Annotated in this window: 14 protein-coding genes; 9 read left to right on the plus strand and 5 right to left on the minus strand. The window is 75.8% G+C overall.

Annotated features, from left to right (window positions below):
* Positions 1-92: 92 nt before the first annotated feature.
* The gene (locus CLT72_RS03445) at positions 93-743 is read right to left on the minus strand and encodes a GGDEF domain-containing protein (RefSeq protein ID WP_089003535.1); all 651 of its coding nucleotides are present in this window, start codon (positions 741-743) and stop codon (positions 93-95) included.
* A 260-nt stretch (positions 744-1003) separates the two neighbouring features.
* Here CLT72_RS03445 and CLT72_RS03450 point away from each other — a divergent pair, with 260 nt between their 5' ends.
* The 4 genes from CLT72_RS03450 to CLT72_RS03465 all read left to right on the plus strand — a co-directional run bounded on the left by CLT72_RS03450 (position 1004) and on the right by CLT72_RS03465 (position 4878).
* Positions 1004-1243 carry a DUF397 domain-containing protein gene (locus CLT72_RS03450; RefSeq protein WP_089000719.1) on the plus strand — a complete coding sequence of 80 codons (240 nt, stop codon included), beginning with the start codon at positions 1004-1006 and terminating at the stop codon, positions 1241-1243.
* Between the two features lie 127 nt (positions 1244-1370).
* On the plus strand, positions 1371-2258 hold the full coding sequence (locus CLT72_RS03455) for a helix-turn-helix domain-containing protein (RefSeq protein WP_101409482.1): 888 nt from the start codon (positions 1371-1373) through the stop codon (positions 2256-2258).
* A gap of 106 nt (positions 2259-2364) precedes the next feature.
* Complete coding sequence (locus tag CLT72_RS03460; protein WP_101409483.1) at positions 2365-3213, plus strand: SAM-dependent methyltransferase; 849 nt, start codon at positions 2365-2367, stop codon at positions 3211-3213.
* Positions 3214-3336: 123 nt separating this feature from the next.
* Positions 3337-4878: a serine/threonine-protein kinase gene (locus tag CLT72_RS03465; RefSeq protein WP_101409484.1), complete on the plus strand. Its 1542-nt coding sequence runs from the start codon at positions 3337-3339 to the stop codon at positions 4876-4878.
* Between the two features lie 6 nt (positions 4879-4884).
* On the opposite strand, the gene CLT72_RS03470 is transcribed toward CLT72_RS03465, so the two are convergent.
* Both CLT72_RS03470 and CLT72_RS03475 read right to left on the minus strand, forming a co-directional pair.
* On the minus strand, positions 4885-5712 hold the full coding sequence (locus tag CLT72_RS03470; protein ID WP_101409485.1) for an MOSC domain-containing protein: 828 nt from the start codon (positions 5710-5712) through the stop codon (positions 4885-4887).
* 198 nt (positions 5713-5910) lie between these two features.
* On the minus strand, positions 5911-6789 hold the full coding sequence (locus CLT72_RS03475; protein WP_101409486.1) for an alpha/beta fold hydrolase: 879 nt from the start codon (positions 6787-6789) through the stop codon (positions 5911-5913).
* Positions 6790-6958: 169 nt separating this feature from the next.
* Here CLT72_RS03475 and CLT72_RS03480 point away from each other — a divergent pair, with 169 nt between their 5' ends.
* From CLT72_RS03480 to CLT72_RS03500, 5 genes are all read left to right on the plus strand, one after another.
* Positions 6959-10393: an AfsR/SARP family transcriptional regulator gene (locus CLT72_RS03480; protein ID WP_101409487.1), complete on the plus strand. Its 3435-nt coding sequence runs from the start codon at positions 6959-6961 to the stop codon at positions 10391-10393.
* A 10-nt stretch (positions 10394-10403) separates the two neighbouring features.
* Positions 10404-11261, plus strand: coding sequence for a DedA family protein (locus CLT72_RS03485; RefSeq protein WP_101414911.1), 858 nt, complete (start codon positions 10404-10406; stop codon positions 11259-11261).
* A gap of 611 nt (positions 11262-11872) precedes the next feature.
* Positions 11873-12466: a hypothetical protein gene (locus tag CLT72_RS03490; protein ID WP_101409488.1), complete on the plus strand. Its 594-nt coding sequence runs from the start codon at positions 11873-11875 to the stop codon at positions 12464-12466.
* Between the two features lie 201 nt (positions 12467-12667).
* Entirely contained in the window at positions 12668-13639 is a 972-nt protein-coding gene (locus tag CLT72_RS03495; RefSeq protein WP_101409489.1) for a pirin family protein, read from the plus strand.
* Between the two features lie 42 nt (positions 13640-13681).
* Positions 13682-14347, plus strand: coding sequence for a hypothetical protein (locus CLT72_RS03500; protein WP_101409490.1), 666 nt, complete (start codon positions 13682-13684; stop codon positions 14345-14347).
* A 255-nt stretch (positions 14348-14602) separates the two neighbouring features.
* Here the strand turns inward: CLT72_RS03500 and CLT72_RS03505 are convergent, their stop codons facing one another.
* Positions 14603-15256, minus strand: coding sequence for a DUF1345 domain-containing protein (locus tag CLT72_RS03505; RefSeq protein ID WP_199184460.1), 654 nt, complete (start codon positions 15254-15256; stop codon positions 14603-14605).
* Between the two features lie 194 nt (positions 15257-15450).
* Positions 15451-15723 carry a DUF2795 domain-containing protein gene (locus tag CLT72_RS03510; protein WP_101409491.1) on the minus strand — a complete coding sequence of 91 codons (273 nt, stop codon included), beginning with the start codon at positions 15721-15723 and terminating at the stop codon, positions 15451-15453.
* Positions 15724-15799: the final 76 nt, after the last annotated feature.

Below are 15799 nucleotides of genomic sequence, written 5' to 3' on the forward strand. Positions count from 1 at the left end.
CGCTGACCCCGCTGGCATACCCGCCGGCCGTCGCGGGACACGTCGAAACGCGTCGCGCCCGGTCGGCGGTCCGTCGGGGCGGGCCGGCCCGCTCAGCACTCCGCCAGGTGGGCGGTGTCGACGAGCTGGCGGGGCGGGCGGGCCACACCGAGGCTCTTGGCCCGGTACATCGCGGCGTCGGCCCGGTCGAGCGCCTCGGTGAGCTGCGCCGGCCCGGTGACGGGGGCGAGCCCGACGGAGGCGGTCACCCGGACGCTGAGCCCGCCCAGCGGGATCGGGGCGGCGAGGCTGTCGCAGAGCCGCCGCGTGGCGTGCTCGATCCACCGCCGGTCGATCGTGGGGCTGGTGAGCAACCCGGCGAACTCGTCGCCGCCGAGCCGGGCGACCAGGTTGTCCCCGGCGAAGGCGGCGAGCCGCTGGGCGACGCTGACCAGCACCTGGTCGCCGGCGGCGTGCCCGTAACGGTCGTTGATCTGCTTGAAGTCGTCGAGGTCGAGCACCACGGCGATGAGCGGCTGGCCGGCCGCGTCGGTGAGCAGGGTGGCGGCCAGGCGGTAGAAGGCTCGGCGGTTGGGCAGGCCGGTGAGGGGGTCGTGGCTGGCGGCGTGCCGCTCGGCGGCCAGCTCGGCCTGGAGGTGCCTGATCTCGGCCTCGGCCTCGATCGCGCGGCGCCGCAGCTGCCAGGAGGTGACGAGTGCCCCGGCGGCACAGATGCCGGACGCGATGGTCAACGGATCCGGCACGAGACCTCCCATCACCACGATGACTCCCGGCCCCGGCACGCGGCGGTCCACGCCCGCGCCAGGCCCTCTCCGCCCTGGTGACAGCCCAGGTTCGGTAACTCTCAGTGAACAGATGGGTACCGTTCACGTGCGTTATCATGCTCGCTGTCCGATGCAGATGCAATAGCAGATGCACGTGCAGGAAGCCCATCGTCGATGCCGTGCGCCCCTCACCGAGCCACCGCGGCCGGCGTCGCGGGGCTCGCGAGAGAAAGACGCCCATGCAACAGCCTCCGAACGGCGTTCCCACGACCCAGCTGCCCCCGCTGCGCTGGCAGAAGAGTCGCCGGAGCAACCCCAGCGGCAACTGCGTCGAGCTGGCCGAACTGCCGGGCGGCGCCGGCATCGCCATGCGCAACTCCCGGCACCCCGAGGGGCCGGCGCTGATCTACACGGTCGACGAGATCGCCGCCTTCGTGCTCGGTGCCCGCGACGGCGACTTCGACGATCTGATCGCCTGACCGCGTCCCGTCGGCGGGACGGATTGTCCGCACCGAGGAAGTTCACCTCACTCACGGTTCATGGCATGCTTACACGTCGGCCGCGCGGGGGCACCTGGCCGACCCGAACGGCGTGTGGAGGTCGGCTGTGGCGATGGGTCCCGCCGAGGGCGGTCCGGGGACCGGCCCGACCGTGCTGCGCATGTTGCTCGGCGCCCAGTTGCGTCGGCTGCGCGAGTCCAGCGGGGTGACCCGGGAGGGCGCCGGCTGGGAGATCCGCGCGTCCGAGTCGAAGATCAGCCGGATGGAGCTGGGCCGGGTCGGCTTCAAGGAGCGCGACGTCGCGGACCTGCTCACCCTCTACGGCGTCACCGCGTCCGAGGAGCGGGAGGCGCTGCTCAAGCTCGCCCGCGACGCCAACAGCCCGGGCTGGTGGCACCGCTACGGCGACGTGCTGCCGAGCTGGTTCCAGTCGTACCTGGGGCTGGAGGCGGCCGCGGTGCTCATCCGCAGCTACGAGGTCCAGTTCGTCCCGGGCCTGCTCCAGACCCGCGAGTACGCCCGCGCGGTGGTGCTGCTCGGGCACGGGCGGGCCGCGCCGGCGGAGATCGAGCGACGGGTCGCCCTGCGCATGCAGCGCCAGCGGTTGCTGCACCGCGAGCGCCCGCCGCAGCTGTGGGCGGTGGTGGACGAGGCCGCCCTGCGCCGGCCGATCGGCGGCCCCCGGGTGATGCGTGACCAGGTGGCGGCACTGATCGAGGCGACCAAGTCGCCGAACATCCGGCTCCAGGTCATCCCGTTCGCCGCCGGGGGGCACGCCGCCGCCGGTGGGGCCTTCACCATCCTGCGCTTCGGCGACCAGGAACTGCCCGACGTCGTCTACATCGAACAGCTCACCAGCGCGCTCTACCTCGACAAGCGCGACGACCTCGACTACTACGCGGTGGCGATGGAGCGCCTCTGCGTGGAGGCAGAGCCACCGGAGCGTACGCCCGAGATCCTCGGCGGGATCCTGGACGACCTCTATCCGGGGTGAGCACTGCGGGGCGTCGTCCGGCCGGGGCTGCGGCTAACATGGTCGCCGACCGGCGACAGTGGACGGACGCCCCCGCTCGCGGCGGCGCAGAGTCGTGGAGGCTGCCTTGACCACCGATGCCCCGGGCACGACGTCCGGCCCCGCCAGCCCCAGCGACCGCATCGACACCTCGGTGGCCCACCCCGCGCGCCGGTACAACTACTGGCTCGGCGGCAAGGACAACTTCCAGGCCGACCGGGACTCCGGCGACATGGTGGCGGCGGCCTTCCCGACGATCCGCACCGCCGCCCTGGAGAACCGGCGTTTCCTCCAGCGGGCGGTGCGGCACCTCGCCCGGGAGGAGGGCATCCGCCAGTTCCTCGACATCGGCACCGGCATCCCGACCGCCGACAACACGCACGAGGTCGCCCAGGCGGTCGCCCCCGAGTCGCGGGTGGTCTACGTCGACAACGACCCGATCGTGCTCGCGCACGCTCGGGCGCTGCTGACCAGCTCGCCCGAGGGCGCCACCGCCTACATCGACGCCGACCTGCGCGACCCGGAGCGCATCCTGCGCCACCCGGACCTGCTGCGCACCATCGACCCGTCCCGGCCGGTGGCCCTGATGCTGGTCGCGATCCTGCACTTCGTGGGCGACGACGACGACCCGTACGCCGTGGTCACGCGGCTGCTCGACGCGCTGCCGCCGGGCAGCTTCCTGGCTGCCTCGCACGCCACCCACGACTACCTGCCGCCGCAGGTGGCGCAGGAGGCGAAGGCGGCGGCCCGGGGTGACGGGCCGCACGGCCTGATCAACCTGCGCACCCGGGCCGAGTTCACCCGCTTCTTCGCGGGGCTGGAGCTGGTCGAGCCCGGCATCACCTCCGTCGCCGAGTGGCGTGCCGAGGACGCCCCGCAGCCGCGTCCGACGGCGGCCGAGGTCAGCATGTACGGGGCGGTGGCCCGCAAGCCCTGACCCGCGCCCGCGTCCGGGACGACGGCGCTGGCGGCCTCGTGCGTGCGCCTCGTCGATCAGCTCGCCCGGCCGACGGGCACCGCGCTGGTGGCCACCCCCGCCGGCAGGGCAGACTGGAGGGCTATGTCGCCGTTCTCGCCCGCTCTGCGGTTGCACGACCGCTACGTCCTGCGCGAGCGCATCGGCCTCGGCGGAATGTCCGAGGTGTGGCGCGCCGACGACGAGGTGCTGCACCGGCCCGTCGCGGTCAAGGCCCTCACCCGTCAGTTCGCCACCGACCCGCAGCTGCGGGCCACCATCCAGCGCGAGGCCCGCGCCGCCGCGCGGCTCACCCACCCGCACGTCACCCAGGTGTACGACTACGGCGAGGCGACCCTCGACGGCGGCGTGGTCGTGCCGTACCTGGTGATGGAGCTGGTGCAGGGGCACAACCTCGCCGACCGGCTCGCCTCCGGCCCGCTGCCCTGGCCGGAGGCGGTGCGGATGGCCGCCCAGGTCGCCGGCGCGCTCGCCGCCGCCCACCGCATCGGCGTCGTGCACCGCGACGTCAAGCCCGGCAACGTCATGCTCACCGAGACCGGCGCCAAGGTCCTCGACTTCGGCATCGCCGCGCTCGCCGGGCCGCACCATCCGCGCGCCGGTCAGACCGGCGAGCTGCTGATGGGCACCCCCGCCTACTTCGCCCCGGAGCGGATGCGACCCGGGCCGCCGAACCCGGCCAGCGACGTCTACGCCCTGGGGGCGCTGCTCTACCGCACCCTCACCGGCCGGGCCCCGCTGCCCGTGCAGACCTGGGAGGACGCGCTGGAGGTGCACGCCGGGCACCGGTCGGTGCCGTCCCCGCGGGTGCCGGGGCTGCCGGCCGACGTCGCCGAGCTGACCCTGGCCTGCCTCGCCACCGACCCGGCGCGCCGGCCGGGCGCCGCCGAGCTGTCCGCCCGTCTCGGCGCGTCGACGTCGGCCAACCCGCCGGCGGTCGTCCTGCCGACCCTGCCGGGGAGCCCCGCGCACCCGCCGACCCTGGTCGACCGCGCGCTGCCAGGACCCGACCGCGCGCTGCCCGGGCCGGCGTCCGGGCGCGCGGGGGTGCCGTACCCCGCACCGGCCGGCGGGCACCGACCCGTGGCCGCCCGTACCGGCCGGGGCGTCCCGGCCACCGACGCGCGGGCGACGCGGGACAGGCCCGTCACCGCGCTGGTCGCCGTCGGCGTGGCGCTGCTCGTCGGGCTCGTCGGGGCGCTCGTGCTCACCGACGGGGCGAGCCCACCACCGGCGGCGGCCCCCACCACCGGCACACCGGGCGGCGAGCCGACGTCGGCCAGACCGACGCGACCGCCGGCCACGACCGCCGCCCCGCCGCCGGTGACCGCGCGGCCCGAACCGGTCGGCCTGCCGCAGTTCATCGCGGAGTTCGCCGCGGTGCTCGCCTGGGCGCAGGCGCGCGGCGAGATCGACCGCAAGACGGTCGAGGGGCTGCGGGACAAGCTCGCCGACCTGAGCCGGGGCAAGCAGAAGGACCGGGCCAAGAGGGTCGAGCAGCTGCGGGAGCGCCTCGCAAAGGCCGCCGAGGAGGGGCAGATCCCGCCGGACACGGCGGCGCGACTCGACGCCCTGCTCGACCGGGTCGACACGGGGCTGCGGAACGACGACGAGGACGACGACTGAGCCGGCTCAGCCGACCTCGACCGTCGAGCCCTGCGCCACCCGACCGCTTCGGACCACCTGCGCGTACGCCCCCACGCACGGCTGTGGGCCCAGCTGCGGCAGCGGCGCCACCCGGTTGAGCCGGGCCGGTACGCGCAGCGCCGCGCCCTGCCGGGGGAGCGGCCCGTGCGCCAGGGTCGGCACCGCGCACCGTGGGGTCGGGGCGAGCACCCGCAGCACCAACTCCGGGCCGATCCGCAGCTCGCGGCCGACCCAGTCGTTCTCGGCGAAGCCGTCCACGTCGACGTCGAGCACGAGGTTGGGCCGGTAGCGGACCGCCTCGACGGTGCCGGCCGGAAGCTCGGCGGCCACCCGGGCCAGCGTGGCCGTGGTGACCAGGTGCACCGGGGCGAAGTCGAAGAAGGTGCCCGGCGCCGCCGCCCCGAGCGGACTGGCGTCGACCGGAACCTCGGCGGTGAGGCCGGCGGCCAGCACCGCGTCCGGGTCGGCCCGGTCCAGCACCGCCCCGGCGGGGGGCCGGTCGATCAGCGTGACCGGGGCGTCGAGCACCCGCGACAGCACGTCGTCGACGTCGGGGTCGACGCTGGACACGGCCCGCCCGTCGGGCAGCGTGATGCGTACGGGCCCGGGTGCGGCGCCGGTCGCGTGGAGCGCGAGCAGGCCACGCCAGAGCCGGGGGTGTTTCGCGCTGGCCACCCGCCCGGTGCCCCGGTGCCGCAGGGCCAGCCGCCGGTCGCCCGCCACGCCCGCCGGGCCGACGTCGGCGGCGGGCAGCCGCTCGCCCAGCATCGACTTCACCGGATAGCGCCACAGCTGCGCCAGCCGGCCGGTCACCGCGCCGCCGTCCCGGCGGCGGGCAGCGCGCCGACCGGGGCAGCGCCAGCGCTCGTGGTGCGCGTCGTCACAAGGCCACCCTAGTGCGGTTGCCGCCACCGGACCGCCCCGGCGCGGCGCGACGGTCCCCCGACCGGATCCGACCCCTGGCGCCGGTCCGGGGCGGGCGGGCACCGCGGCCGGGGGCGTCGCCCGGCGCTACCGGGCCAGCAGGGCGCGCAGGGCGGCGACGACCTCGGTGGGCGCCTCCTCGGCCATGAAGTGCCCGCAGGTGACCGTCCGGTGCTCCAGGTCGGGTGCCCAGGCCCGCCACAGCGCGGCCGCGTCGTAGCCGAGGGCGGCACCCCAGTCCTGTTGCAGCACGCTCACCGGCATCCGCAGCGTCGCGCCGGCGGCCCGGTCGGCGCGGTCGTGCGCGACGTCGATCCCGGCGGAGGCCCGGTAGTCGGCGACGATGGAGGGCACCGCCTCCCGGGACGCCCGCAGGTACGCCGCCCGCACCTGGGCGGGGATGGCGTCCGGGTCGCGGGTCCAGGCGTCGAGGAAGTGGCCGAAGAAGGCGTCCGGGCTCGCCCCGATCAGCCGCTCGGGCAGACCCGGGGGCTGGGCCATCAGGTAGAGGTGGAAGCCGACGGCGGCGGAGACGCCGCGCATGACGTCCCACATGTCGAGGGTGGGCAGCACGTCCAGCGCGGCCAGGTGGGTGACCGTCCCGGGGTGGTCCAGGCCGGCGCGGACGGCGACCAGGGCGCCACGGTCGTGCCCGGCGAGGGCGAACCGCTCGTGGCCCAGCGCCCGGGCGAGCGCGACCACGTCAGCGGCCATGGTCCGCTTCGAGTACGCGGTCCCGTCCGTGTCGGCCGGCTTGTCGCTGTCGCCGTAGCCGCGCAGGTCGGGGCAGATCACGGTGTGGTCGGCGGCGAGATCGGCGGCGACGTGCCGCCACATGAGGTGGGTCTGCGGGAAGCCGTGCAGCAGCACGACCGGGCTGCCGGAACCGGCGACGGCCGCGCTGAGCGTCACGCCGTCGGCGACGGTGACGCGTCGGTGCTCGAATCCGCTGATCGTCGGGTGCATGGTGGGCCTTCCTGTGGTGCCGCCCTCGCGGCGGGTGCGGTGGTCCGGGGACCACGTCGTCCGGCACCGAGCGTGCGCTGGGATGATCAGCGACCGGTCAGCAACGGATGAGTGCCGCGCGGCGCCGGCCCCGGGCACCCGACCGGCGGGGCCTGCCTAGATTGGTGCCATGACCAGGCACCCGGCGACGGACGCGGTGGCCTTCGGCGTGCTGGGACCGGTGCGCGCGGTACGCGACGCCGAACCCGTCGCGCTGAAGGGCCCCCGCCACCGCGCCGTGCTGGCCCGCCTGCTCGTCGCCCGGGGCCGGGTCGTACCGGTCGAGCGGCTCGTCGGGGACCTGTGGGAGACGGCCTCGGACGGCGCGGTGGGGGCGATCCGTACGTTCGTCGCCGACCTGCGCCGCGCCCTGGAACCGGGCCGGGCGGCCCGGCAACCCGCCCGCCTGCTGGTGACCGCCCCGCCCGGCTACGCGCTGCGCGCGGCCCCGGACGCCGTGGACGCCTGGCGGTTCGAGGCGGCGGCCGGGGAGGCCGGCGAGCTGCTGACGGCCGGCGACGCCGTACCCGCGCTGCGTCGCCTCGACGAGGCACTCGGCCTGTGGCGCGGTCCGGCGTACGCGGAGTTCGCGGACCAGCCCTGGGCCCGCGCGGACATCGACCGGCTCGACGAGTTGCGGATGCTGGTCCTCGAACGGCGGGCGGAGGCGCTGCTGGCGCTCGACCGGGCCGCCGAGGCCGCCGCCGGACTGCGGGCCCACACGGCCGGCCGCCCGCTGCGGGAGGACGCCTGGCGGCTGCTGGCCACCGCCCTGTACCGGTCGGGCCGCCAGGGCGAGGCGCTCGCCGCGCTGCGGCAGGCGCGCGACACCCTGGTCACGGAGCTCGGCGTGGACCCGGGCCCGCGGCTGCGCCGGCTGGAGGCGGACATCCTCGCCCAGGCGCCGGAACTGATCCCGCCTGTGGTGGCCGCGCCCGTGGTCGGTGCCGGGGCGGCCACGCCCGTGACGGGTGCCGGGCCGGCGACGCCCGCGACGGGCGCCGGAGCGGCCACGTCCGCGCCCGTCCCGCCTGACGAGCGCCCGTTCGTCGGGCGGGACGAGGAGTCGAATGCCCTGCGGCAGGCCGCCGCCCGCGTCGCCGGGCACGGCAGCCCCGCGCTCGCCCTCGTCTCGGGCGAGCCGGGCGCGGGCAAGACGGCGCTCGCCGACGCCCTCGCCCGGGACCTGGCCGCCGCCGGCTGGACGACCGCGTGGGGCCGCAGCCCGGAGTACGAGGGCGCCCCGGTTGCCTGGCCCTGGGCCCGGATCACCGCCGCGCTCACCGCGTCCGCCCCCGGTGCCGCACAGCCGGGCCCGGAGGCGGACGAGGCGGGCCCGGGGGCGGACGCGGTGGACCCTGCGGTGGCCCGGTTCCGGCGCCGTCGCGCCGCCGCCTCGCTGGTCTCGGCGGCCGCCGGGCGGGGACCGGTGCTGCTCGTCGTCGACGACCTGCACCGCGCCGACGCCGACACCCTGGACCTGCTGACCGCCCTGGTCGGCGAGCCGGAGCCGGTGACCGGACCGGTGCTGATCGTCGGCACGTACCGCACCGCCGAGATCACCCCCGAGTTGACCGCCGCGCTGGCCCGCTTCGCCCGCGTCGAACCGGTCCGGGTGCACCTGGGCGGCCTGGCCGAGCCCGCGACCGGGGACCTGGCCCGGGCGGTCGCCCGGCAGGAGCTGGACCCGTCCGTGGTGCGCCTGATCCACCGCCGCAGCGGCGGGAACCCGTTCTTCGTACGGGAGTTGGCCCGGCTGCTCGCCACCGGGGGCGGCGCGGCCCTGCACGAGGTGCCGACGGGCGTACGCGACGTCATCCGCCACCGGCTGACCCGGCTGCCGGACGAGGTCCGTACGCTGCTGCGGCAGGCTGCCGTGCTTGGCCGGGACCTCGACCCGGACCTGCTGGCCGCCGTCGCCGGCGACACCCCGTCGGTCCTCGACGGTCTCGACCTCGCCCTGGCCGCCGGATTCCTCACCGAGCACGGCGCCGACGGGCGGCTGCGGTTCACCCACATCCTGGTGCGCGACACCCTCTACGGCGACCTGTCCGCGCCGCGCCGGGCCCGCTGGCACGCCGCTGCCGGCGAGGCGATCGAGCGGCTGGACCCGCACGACGTCACCGCCCTCGCCCACCACTTCGCCCGCGCGGCGACCCGCGCCACCGCACCCCGCGCCGCGCGCTACGCCCGGGCGGCTGCCGAGCGTGCCGAACGGCGCTTCCAGCCGCACGAGGCGGCCCGGCTGTGGCGTCAGGCGCTGTCCGCCCACGACCGGGCGGGCGACGGCGACGTACGGGGGCGGCTGGACGCGGTCATGGGGCTGGGCCGCGCGCTCGCCGTCACCGGCCACCTCGACGAGGCGCGGCGACTGCGCTCCACGGCGCTCGCCACCGCCGTCGAACTCGACGACGCCACCCTGACCGGCGATGTCCTCGCGGCCTTCGACGTCCCGGCCGTCTGGACCCGCAACGACGACGAACACCTCTCCCGCCAGGTCGCCCGGGCCGCCGAGCGGGCGCTGGCCGCGCTCGGCGACGGCGATCCGCAACGCCGCAGCCGGCTGCTGAGCACCCTGGCCCTCGAACTGCGCGGCACCACCACCGACGACGGTCACCGGGCCGCGCGCGAGGCGGAGGCGATCGCCCGGCGGCTGTCGCGTCCGGCGCTGCTCGCCCACGCGCTCAACGCCCGCTTCCTGCACACGTTCGGCCGGGCCGGCCTCGCCGGCGAGCGCGCCCGCATCGGCGCCGAACTGGTCGAGCTGGCCGGTCGGCACGGGCTGGTGAGCTTCGAGGTGCTCGGCCACCTCGTCCTGCTCCAGGCGCGCTGCGCGCTGGCCGACCTCGGGGCCGCGGACGCGCACGCCCGCGCCGCCGAACGCCTCGCGCAACGCTACGACCTGCCGCTGGTCGGCGTCTTCACCAGCTGGTACGCCGCCCTGCGACTGGCGATCGCCGGGCAGCCCGACGAGGCGGAGGCCGCCTACCGGGCGGCGCAGGCCCGGCTCACCGGCGGCGGGATGCCCGGCATGGAGCAGGGGCTGCTCGCGTTGGCGCTGCTGTGTTTGCGGCCGACCGCGCCGCAGCCGGAGGGCGCCGCCGGGGGCGCGGCCGACTTCGGGCCGTACGAACCCTGGGCGCGCCCCCTGGTCCTGCTCGCCGCCGGTCGGCGCGGCGAGGCCGCCGCCGCGCTGCGCGCCGTCCCGGACTCGCCGCACGACCTGCTGCGCGAGGCCCGGATCTGCCTCGCCGCCCGCGCCGCCCTCGCCCTCGACGACCACGCCACGATGCGGCAGGCGTACGCGGCGCTCGTCCCGGCCGCCGACGAACTGGCCGGCGCCGGCAGCGGCGTGCTGACCCTCGGCCCGGTGGCCCGGCACCTCGCGGATCTCGCCGCCGCGTTGGGCCGCGCCGACGAGGCAGCCGCGCATCGCCGGACCGCCCGTGCGGTCGCCGCCCGGGCCGCCCGCCAGGTGCCTCCCGGCCTCCCGCGCCCCGCCGTCACGGGCCTCGCCGCCCGGGGAGGGCCGGCCCCGTGGCGGACTCTCAGGAACGGTTCGTAGCGTGGGGGCCATGATTCGTACCGCGCACGCCCTGCTCGCCTCCGGCACCGACACGGCGGAGGCCGCGCCACCCGAGGACGGACTGATCGGCTTCGTCATCGGTCTGGTCGAGCGGCTCGGCGGTCCCGGCGCGGGTCTGGCCGTGGCCCTGGAGAACCTCTTCCCGCCGATCCCCAGCGAGGTGATTCTCCCGCTGGCCGGATTCGTCGCGGGTCAGGGCCGGATGAGCGTGGTCAGCGCGATCTTCTGGACCACCCTCGGCTCGCTGCTCGGGGCCCTGGCCCTCTACTGGATCGGCGCCGTGCTCGGCCGGGAACGGGTCCGGGCGATCGCGCAGCGGCTACCGCTGGTCAAGCTCAGCGACGTGGACCGCACCGAGGAGTGGTTCCTGCGGCACGGGGTGAAGGCCGTCTTCTTCGGCCGGATGATTCCGATCTTCCGTAGCCTGATCTCCATCCCGGCCGGCGTGGAGCGGATGCCGGTGTTGACGTTCGCGGTCTACACGACGCTCGGCAGTCTCATCTGGAACACCACCTTCGTGATGGCCGGCTACCTGCTCGGCGACAACTGGCACCTGGTCGAGGGCTACGCCGGCGTGCTGCAGAAGGTGGTCATCGTGGCCTGCGTGGCGGCCGCCGGCTGGTTCGTGGTCTCCCGGATCATCCGGGCCCGGCGCGGCGCCGCGCCCGTCGACCTTGCCCCGCCCGTCGACCCCGCCGCGCCCGTCGACCTTGCCCCGCCCGTCGATCTTGCCCCGCCCGTCGAGCCCGCTCCGCTGCCGTACGCGCCGGACCCGACGGGGCGGGGCACGATCTACCGCAGCGTCTACTCCGACGCGCAGGCCCCGGACCGCGACCTGTCCCGCTGAGCCCCGGCCGCGTGCCGCGTGCCGCGTCCGGGTGCGCGTTCGGGTTCGGGTTCGGGTTCGGCGAGATCTTGGTAGGAAAAGTGCCTCTCCAGGGGCGCGAAACTACCAAGATCCCCGCCGATCACGATTCATGCTCATCCGCTACGCGTGTCCGGTTTCGGTGGTGGCGTGCGGGGAGTGCGGCTGGGCTGTGCGCGGGCGGCTCCGGGGTGGGTGGAGGTGTCCGGTTTGGGGGTGTGGCCGGGGGCATCGTGGGGGCGGAATCGTGGCGGGGGTGGGGGCGTTACACCATGCGTACGACCGAGCAGGGCGCGCCGCCCCACCGGGCCCCGGGCCGCTGGGGAATGGTGGTGGGCCGGTCGTGGTTACACATGGTCGCGGTCGACGTGAGGGCGTCCCCCCGCCTCGCGGTACAGCCCCGGTCCTTGCGCCTGCACGGCCCGGTAGTCGGCCGGTGTGGCCGATCTGATCTTTCCTCCGGTTGCTTTCGTGGTCGCCGGAGATGACAGCAGTCTCCGCTGAGTTCCTTGGGCGCCGGACGGTGCTTGCACCCGCGTGAAAGCCGATCCCCCTCGGTGCGTGGGTGCCGACCCCCGAATGGAGCATCTGTGATGAACACGATTCTGCGTAAGAGCGTTCTCGGTGTTGCGGGTCTGGCGTTTGCCGGTGGTGTGTTCGCTGGTCCGGCTGCCGCGCATGCCGCCCCGTCGGTGGAGTCGGTGCCGGTGGCGGTGGCGGTGCAGGCCGACAAGCCGTCGGTGGACAAGGGCAAGCTGGTGCCGCACGGTGTGCAGGGCGCGCAGTCGCGCATCGACCTGTCCGATGAGCAGGTGGGCAACGTGAAGGCGATCATCGCGGCGACGAAGAAGGCCGGCATGGACGAGCGTGCCGCGGTCGTGTCGATCGCGACGGCGTTGCAGGAGTCGAAGCTGGAGAACCTGGGTCACCTGGGTGACCGCAACGACCACGACTCGCAGGGTCTGTTCCAGCAGCGTCCGTCCAGTGGTTGGGGCACGGTCGAGCAGATCACCGACCCCGAGTACTCGACGATGGCGTTCCTGAAGGGCCTCAAGCAGGTCGACGGGTGGCAGGACATGCCCCTGACGAAGGCCGCGCAGACCGTGCAGGTGTCGGCGTACCCGGACCACTACGCGCAGTGGGAGCAGATGGCCGCCGACCTGGTCGCCGAGCACTGGAACAGCTGACCTGAGCAGTGTGAACGACTGCCGCTGGCCGGCACCCCACCCGGGGTGCCGGCCAGACGCATGCCCGGCGGCCGGCAGTAGCCGGGAGCCCCGCAGATGCCGGGTGTCGGCGGATGCCGGGGTTGCCCGCCAGTGCCGGGGTCGCCCGCCAGCGGTGGGCGAGCGGCGGCTCGGTGTCGTGGCCGGGCGTACAGTCGGGCGGTGGAGCGCACCGAGAAGATGCCCGCGGAGACCCGGCCACCTGGTGTGGCCACGGCCGATCCCGGCAGCGTCCTGCTGCCGGGGCACGACGTGCCGCTGGGCCGCTACACCACCGTTCGCCGGCTGCTCCCGCAGCGGCAGCGGCGGATGGTCGGGGCCTGGTGCTTCGTGGACCACTTCGGCCCGGACGACGTGGCCGAGCGGCCCGGCATGGAGGTGCCGCCGCACCCGCACACCGGCCTGCAGACCGTGACCTGGCTGCTCGACGGGGAGATCCTGCACCGCGACAGCCTGGGCAACGTCCAGCCCATCCGCCCCGGCCAGCTCAACGTGATGACCTCGGGGCACGGCATCGCCCACTCGGAGCGGTCGCCCGAGCGGCATCCGCCGCTGATGCACGGCGTACAGCTCTGGGTGGCGCTGCCGGACCCGGCCCGCGCCGGTGTCGCCGACTTCGCCCACCACGCCGACCTGCCGCGCTGGCGCGACGGCGAGCTGGACGTGACCCTGCTGGTCGGTGAGCTGGCGGGCGAGCGGTCCCCGGCGCGGACGTACACCCCGCTGCTCGGCGCCCAGGTGGAGCTGCGCGGGCCCGCGCCGGCCACGTTGCCGCTGCGCCCCGACTTCGAGTACGGGCTGCTGGCCATGTCCGGCGCCGCCGAGGTCGACGGGGTGCGCTTCGCGCCCGGGGCGCTGCTCTACCTGGGCACCGGTCGGGAGCGGCTCACCCTGACGGGCGAGCCGGGGAGCCGCCTGCTGCTGCTCGGCGGGGCCCCGTTCGAGGAGCCGCTGGTGATGTGGTGGAACTTCGTGGGCCGTTCGCACGAGGAGGTGGCAGCCGCCCGGGAGGACTGGATGGCCGGGCGGCGCTTCGGCGCCGTCGCCGACGATCCCGCCCCACCGTTGCCCGCCCCGGCGTTGCCCACCACCCGGCTCAAGGCGCGCGACCGCAGCGGCGGCCTGCGCGGCTGAGCCGGGCAGGCGTGGCCCGGCGCGGTGCGGGTAGTCGCCGGCATGCCGACCACAGCCACCTCCCACGTCGAGGACAGGAAACGTCTGGTGCGCCGGCTCGCCGGCAGCGGGCGCGGCTTCGCCGAGCAGTACGGCTTCCGGGTGATCAACAACCCGTCGAGCCTGTTCCAGGTGCTCTGCCTCGCCGTGCTGCTGGCCCGCCGGGGCGACTTCCGGCGCGCCGTGGACAGCGCGCACGCCCTGCCCGCCGAGGGCTGGGACAGCGCCGCCCGGCTGGCCCGTTCCCTGCACGCCGACCGGGTACGCGTGCTGCGCGACAGCGGCCAACGCGGCGACGTCGACGCGCTCGCCGACACCCTGGGCGATCTGGCCCGGGCCGTCGTGGAGCGCTACCGGGGCGACCTGCGCCGGCTGCGCGCGGTGGCCCACCACGACCCGGCCCGGGAGCGGGAACTGCTCACCGAGCTGCCCGGGGTCGACGCCACGGTGGCCGACCTCTTCCTGCGTGAGGCCCAGGCGCTGTGGCGGGAGGTCGCGCCGGTGGCCGACCGCAGGGCGCTGGTCGCGGCCCGCCGGCTGGGGCTGGGCCGCTCCGCCGACGACCTGGCGAGCCTCGCGGGCAGCGGCGAGTCCGAGCGCCTGGCCTGGCTGGTGGGGGCGTTGGCCCGGGTCGACCTGGAGAAGCGGTACGCGGAGTTGGCCGCCTGACGCGCGGGTGGGCTGGCCCACACTTGCCCCGTAATCAGCCGAACGGATGATGTTTCATCGTATGATGGTCGCGGCACTGATGCCCGCCCGGTTCGGGCGTACATCGACCGCCTGGTGGTCGCGGCCCGGTTCGGGCCCGACCGGCCACCGGACAGGTTCTGTGTGGCGCCCCGGTCGCGGTTCGCGACGGGGGCGCCCGCCTGTCCGGCACCTTCGCGTCCCGCCGGCTGCCGACCGCGCCGCCGGGGCACCGGCTCACCTCGCGAGGCCGGCCAGCAGGTTCACCGTGACCGCGATGATGAACGCCCCGAACAGGTACGACACCATCGAGTGTCGCAGCGCCGTGCGGCGCATCTCGTTGCTGGTCAGCGCCGTGTCGGAGACCTGGAAGGTCGCGCCGACGGTGAACGCCAGGTAGGCGAAGTCCGAGTAGCGGGGCGGCTCGGCCTGGTTGAAGTCGATCCCGCCGTCCGGGCCCGTGTAGTAGATCCTCGCGTACCGGGCGGCGAAGACGGTGTGCACCACCAGCCAGGACAGCAGCACGCTCAGCACGGTCAGCCCGCCGTAGACGTGGCGGGCGGGTGTGGCGGGCGCCCCGTGCGTGCGGGTCACCACGACGCCGACGGCCAGCAGGCTGGCCAGGCAGGCGGCGAGCAACAGCGCGTCACGCGCCGCCCGGTTCGGGTCCTCGTGCACCGCCACCTGGGCCGTGCGCCGCGCGTCCATCGGCCACAGCTTGTGCCAGACCAGCACCAGCCAGCTCAGCGCGGCGGCGTCCCAGCCGGCCAGCGGCGCCAGCACCGGCGTGGCGGCCAACGCGGCGAGCCCGCCGACCACCAGGCCGACCACGCCCATCACGGTGAGCTGGACCGCGGCCGGGGTGTGCCCGACCGGCCGACGCGCCGTCATCCGGCACCGGTGCGGACCCGCCGCGCCGGCTCCCGTACGCGCCGCGGCGGTGACCAGCCGCGCTCGGGCCGCCCGGACGGTCGCGGTGGTGACCAGCCGCGCTCCGGCCCGGGCGAGGGCGCGCTGGACCGTGTCGGGGACGCGCTCGCCGCGGGCGACCGCCCTGACGAGCCGCTGGCCCGCGACAGCAAGGCTCAGATGCCGCGCAGGTGCTGCGACACGCGCTGGTGCCGCTTGTCCCGGGCCTGCGCCGCCCGTTGAGCGGGGCCGACCTCGGGGGCCGCCTCGATGCCCGCCGAGCGGGCCACCTCGTTGCCGTTGGCGTAGTCGACCGGCGGCAGGGCCCGCAACGCGCGCAGCACGTCCGGCGGGGCACCCTCCCGTTCAGCCTCGCGTACCACGTCGTCCTTCTCGGCCGGGTAGTCCAGGCCCGACAGGTACTGCAGCACGTCGGCGTAACTCGCCATGGTGTCGGCTCCTCCGGGGCATCGTTCGGGTCACGACCGGCGGCGGTTACCCGCCCGGGCGACCGTCACGCGCCGC

The organism is Micromonospora sp. CNZ309 (genome assembly GCF_002846525.1).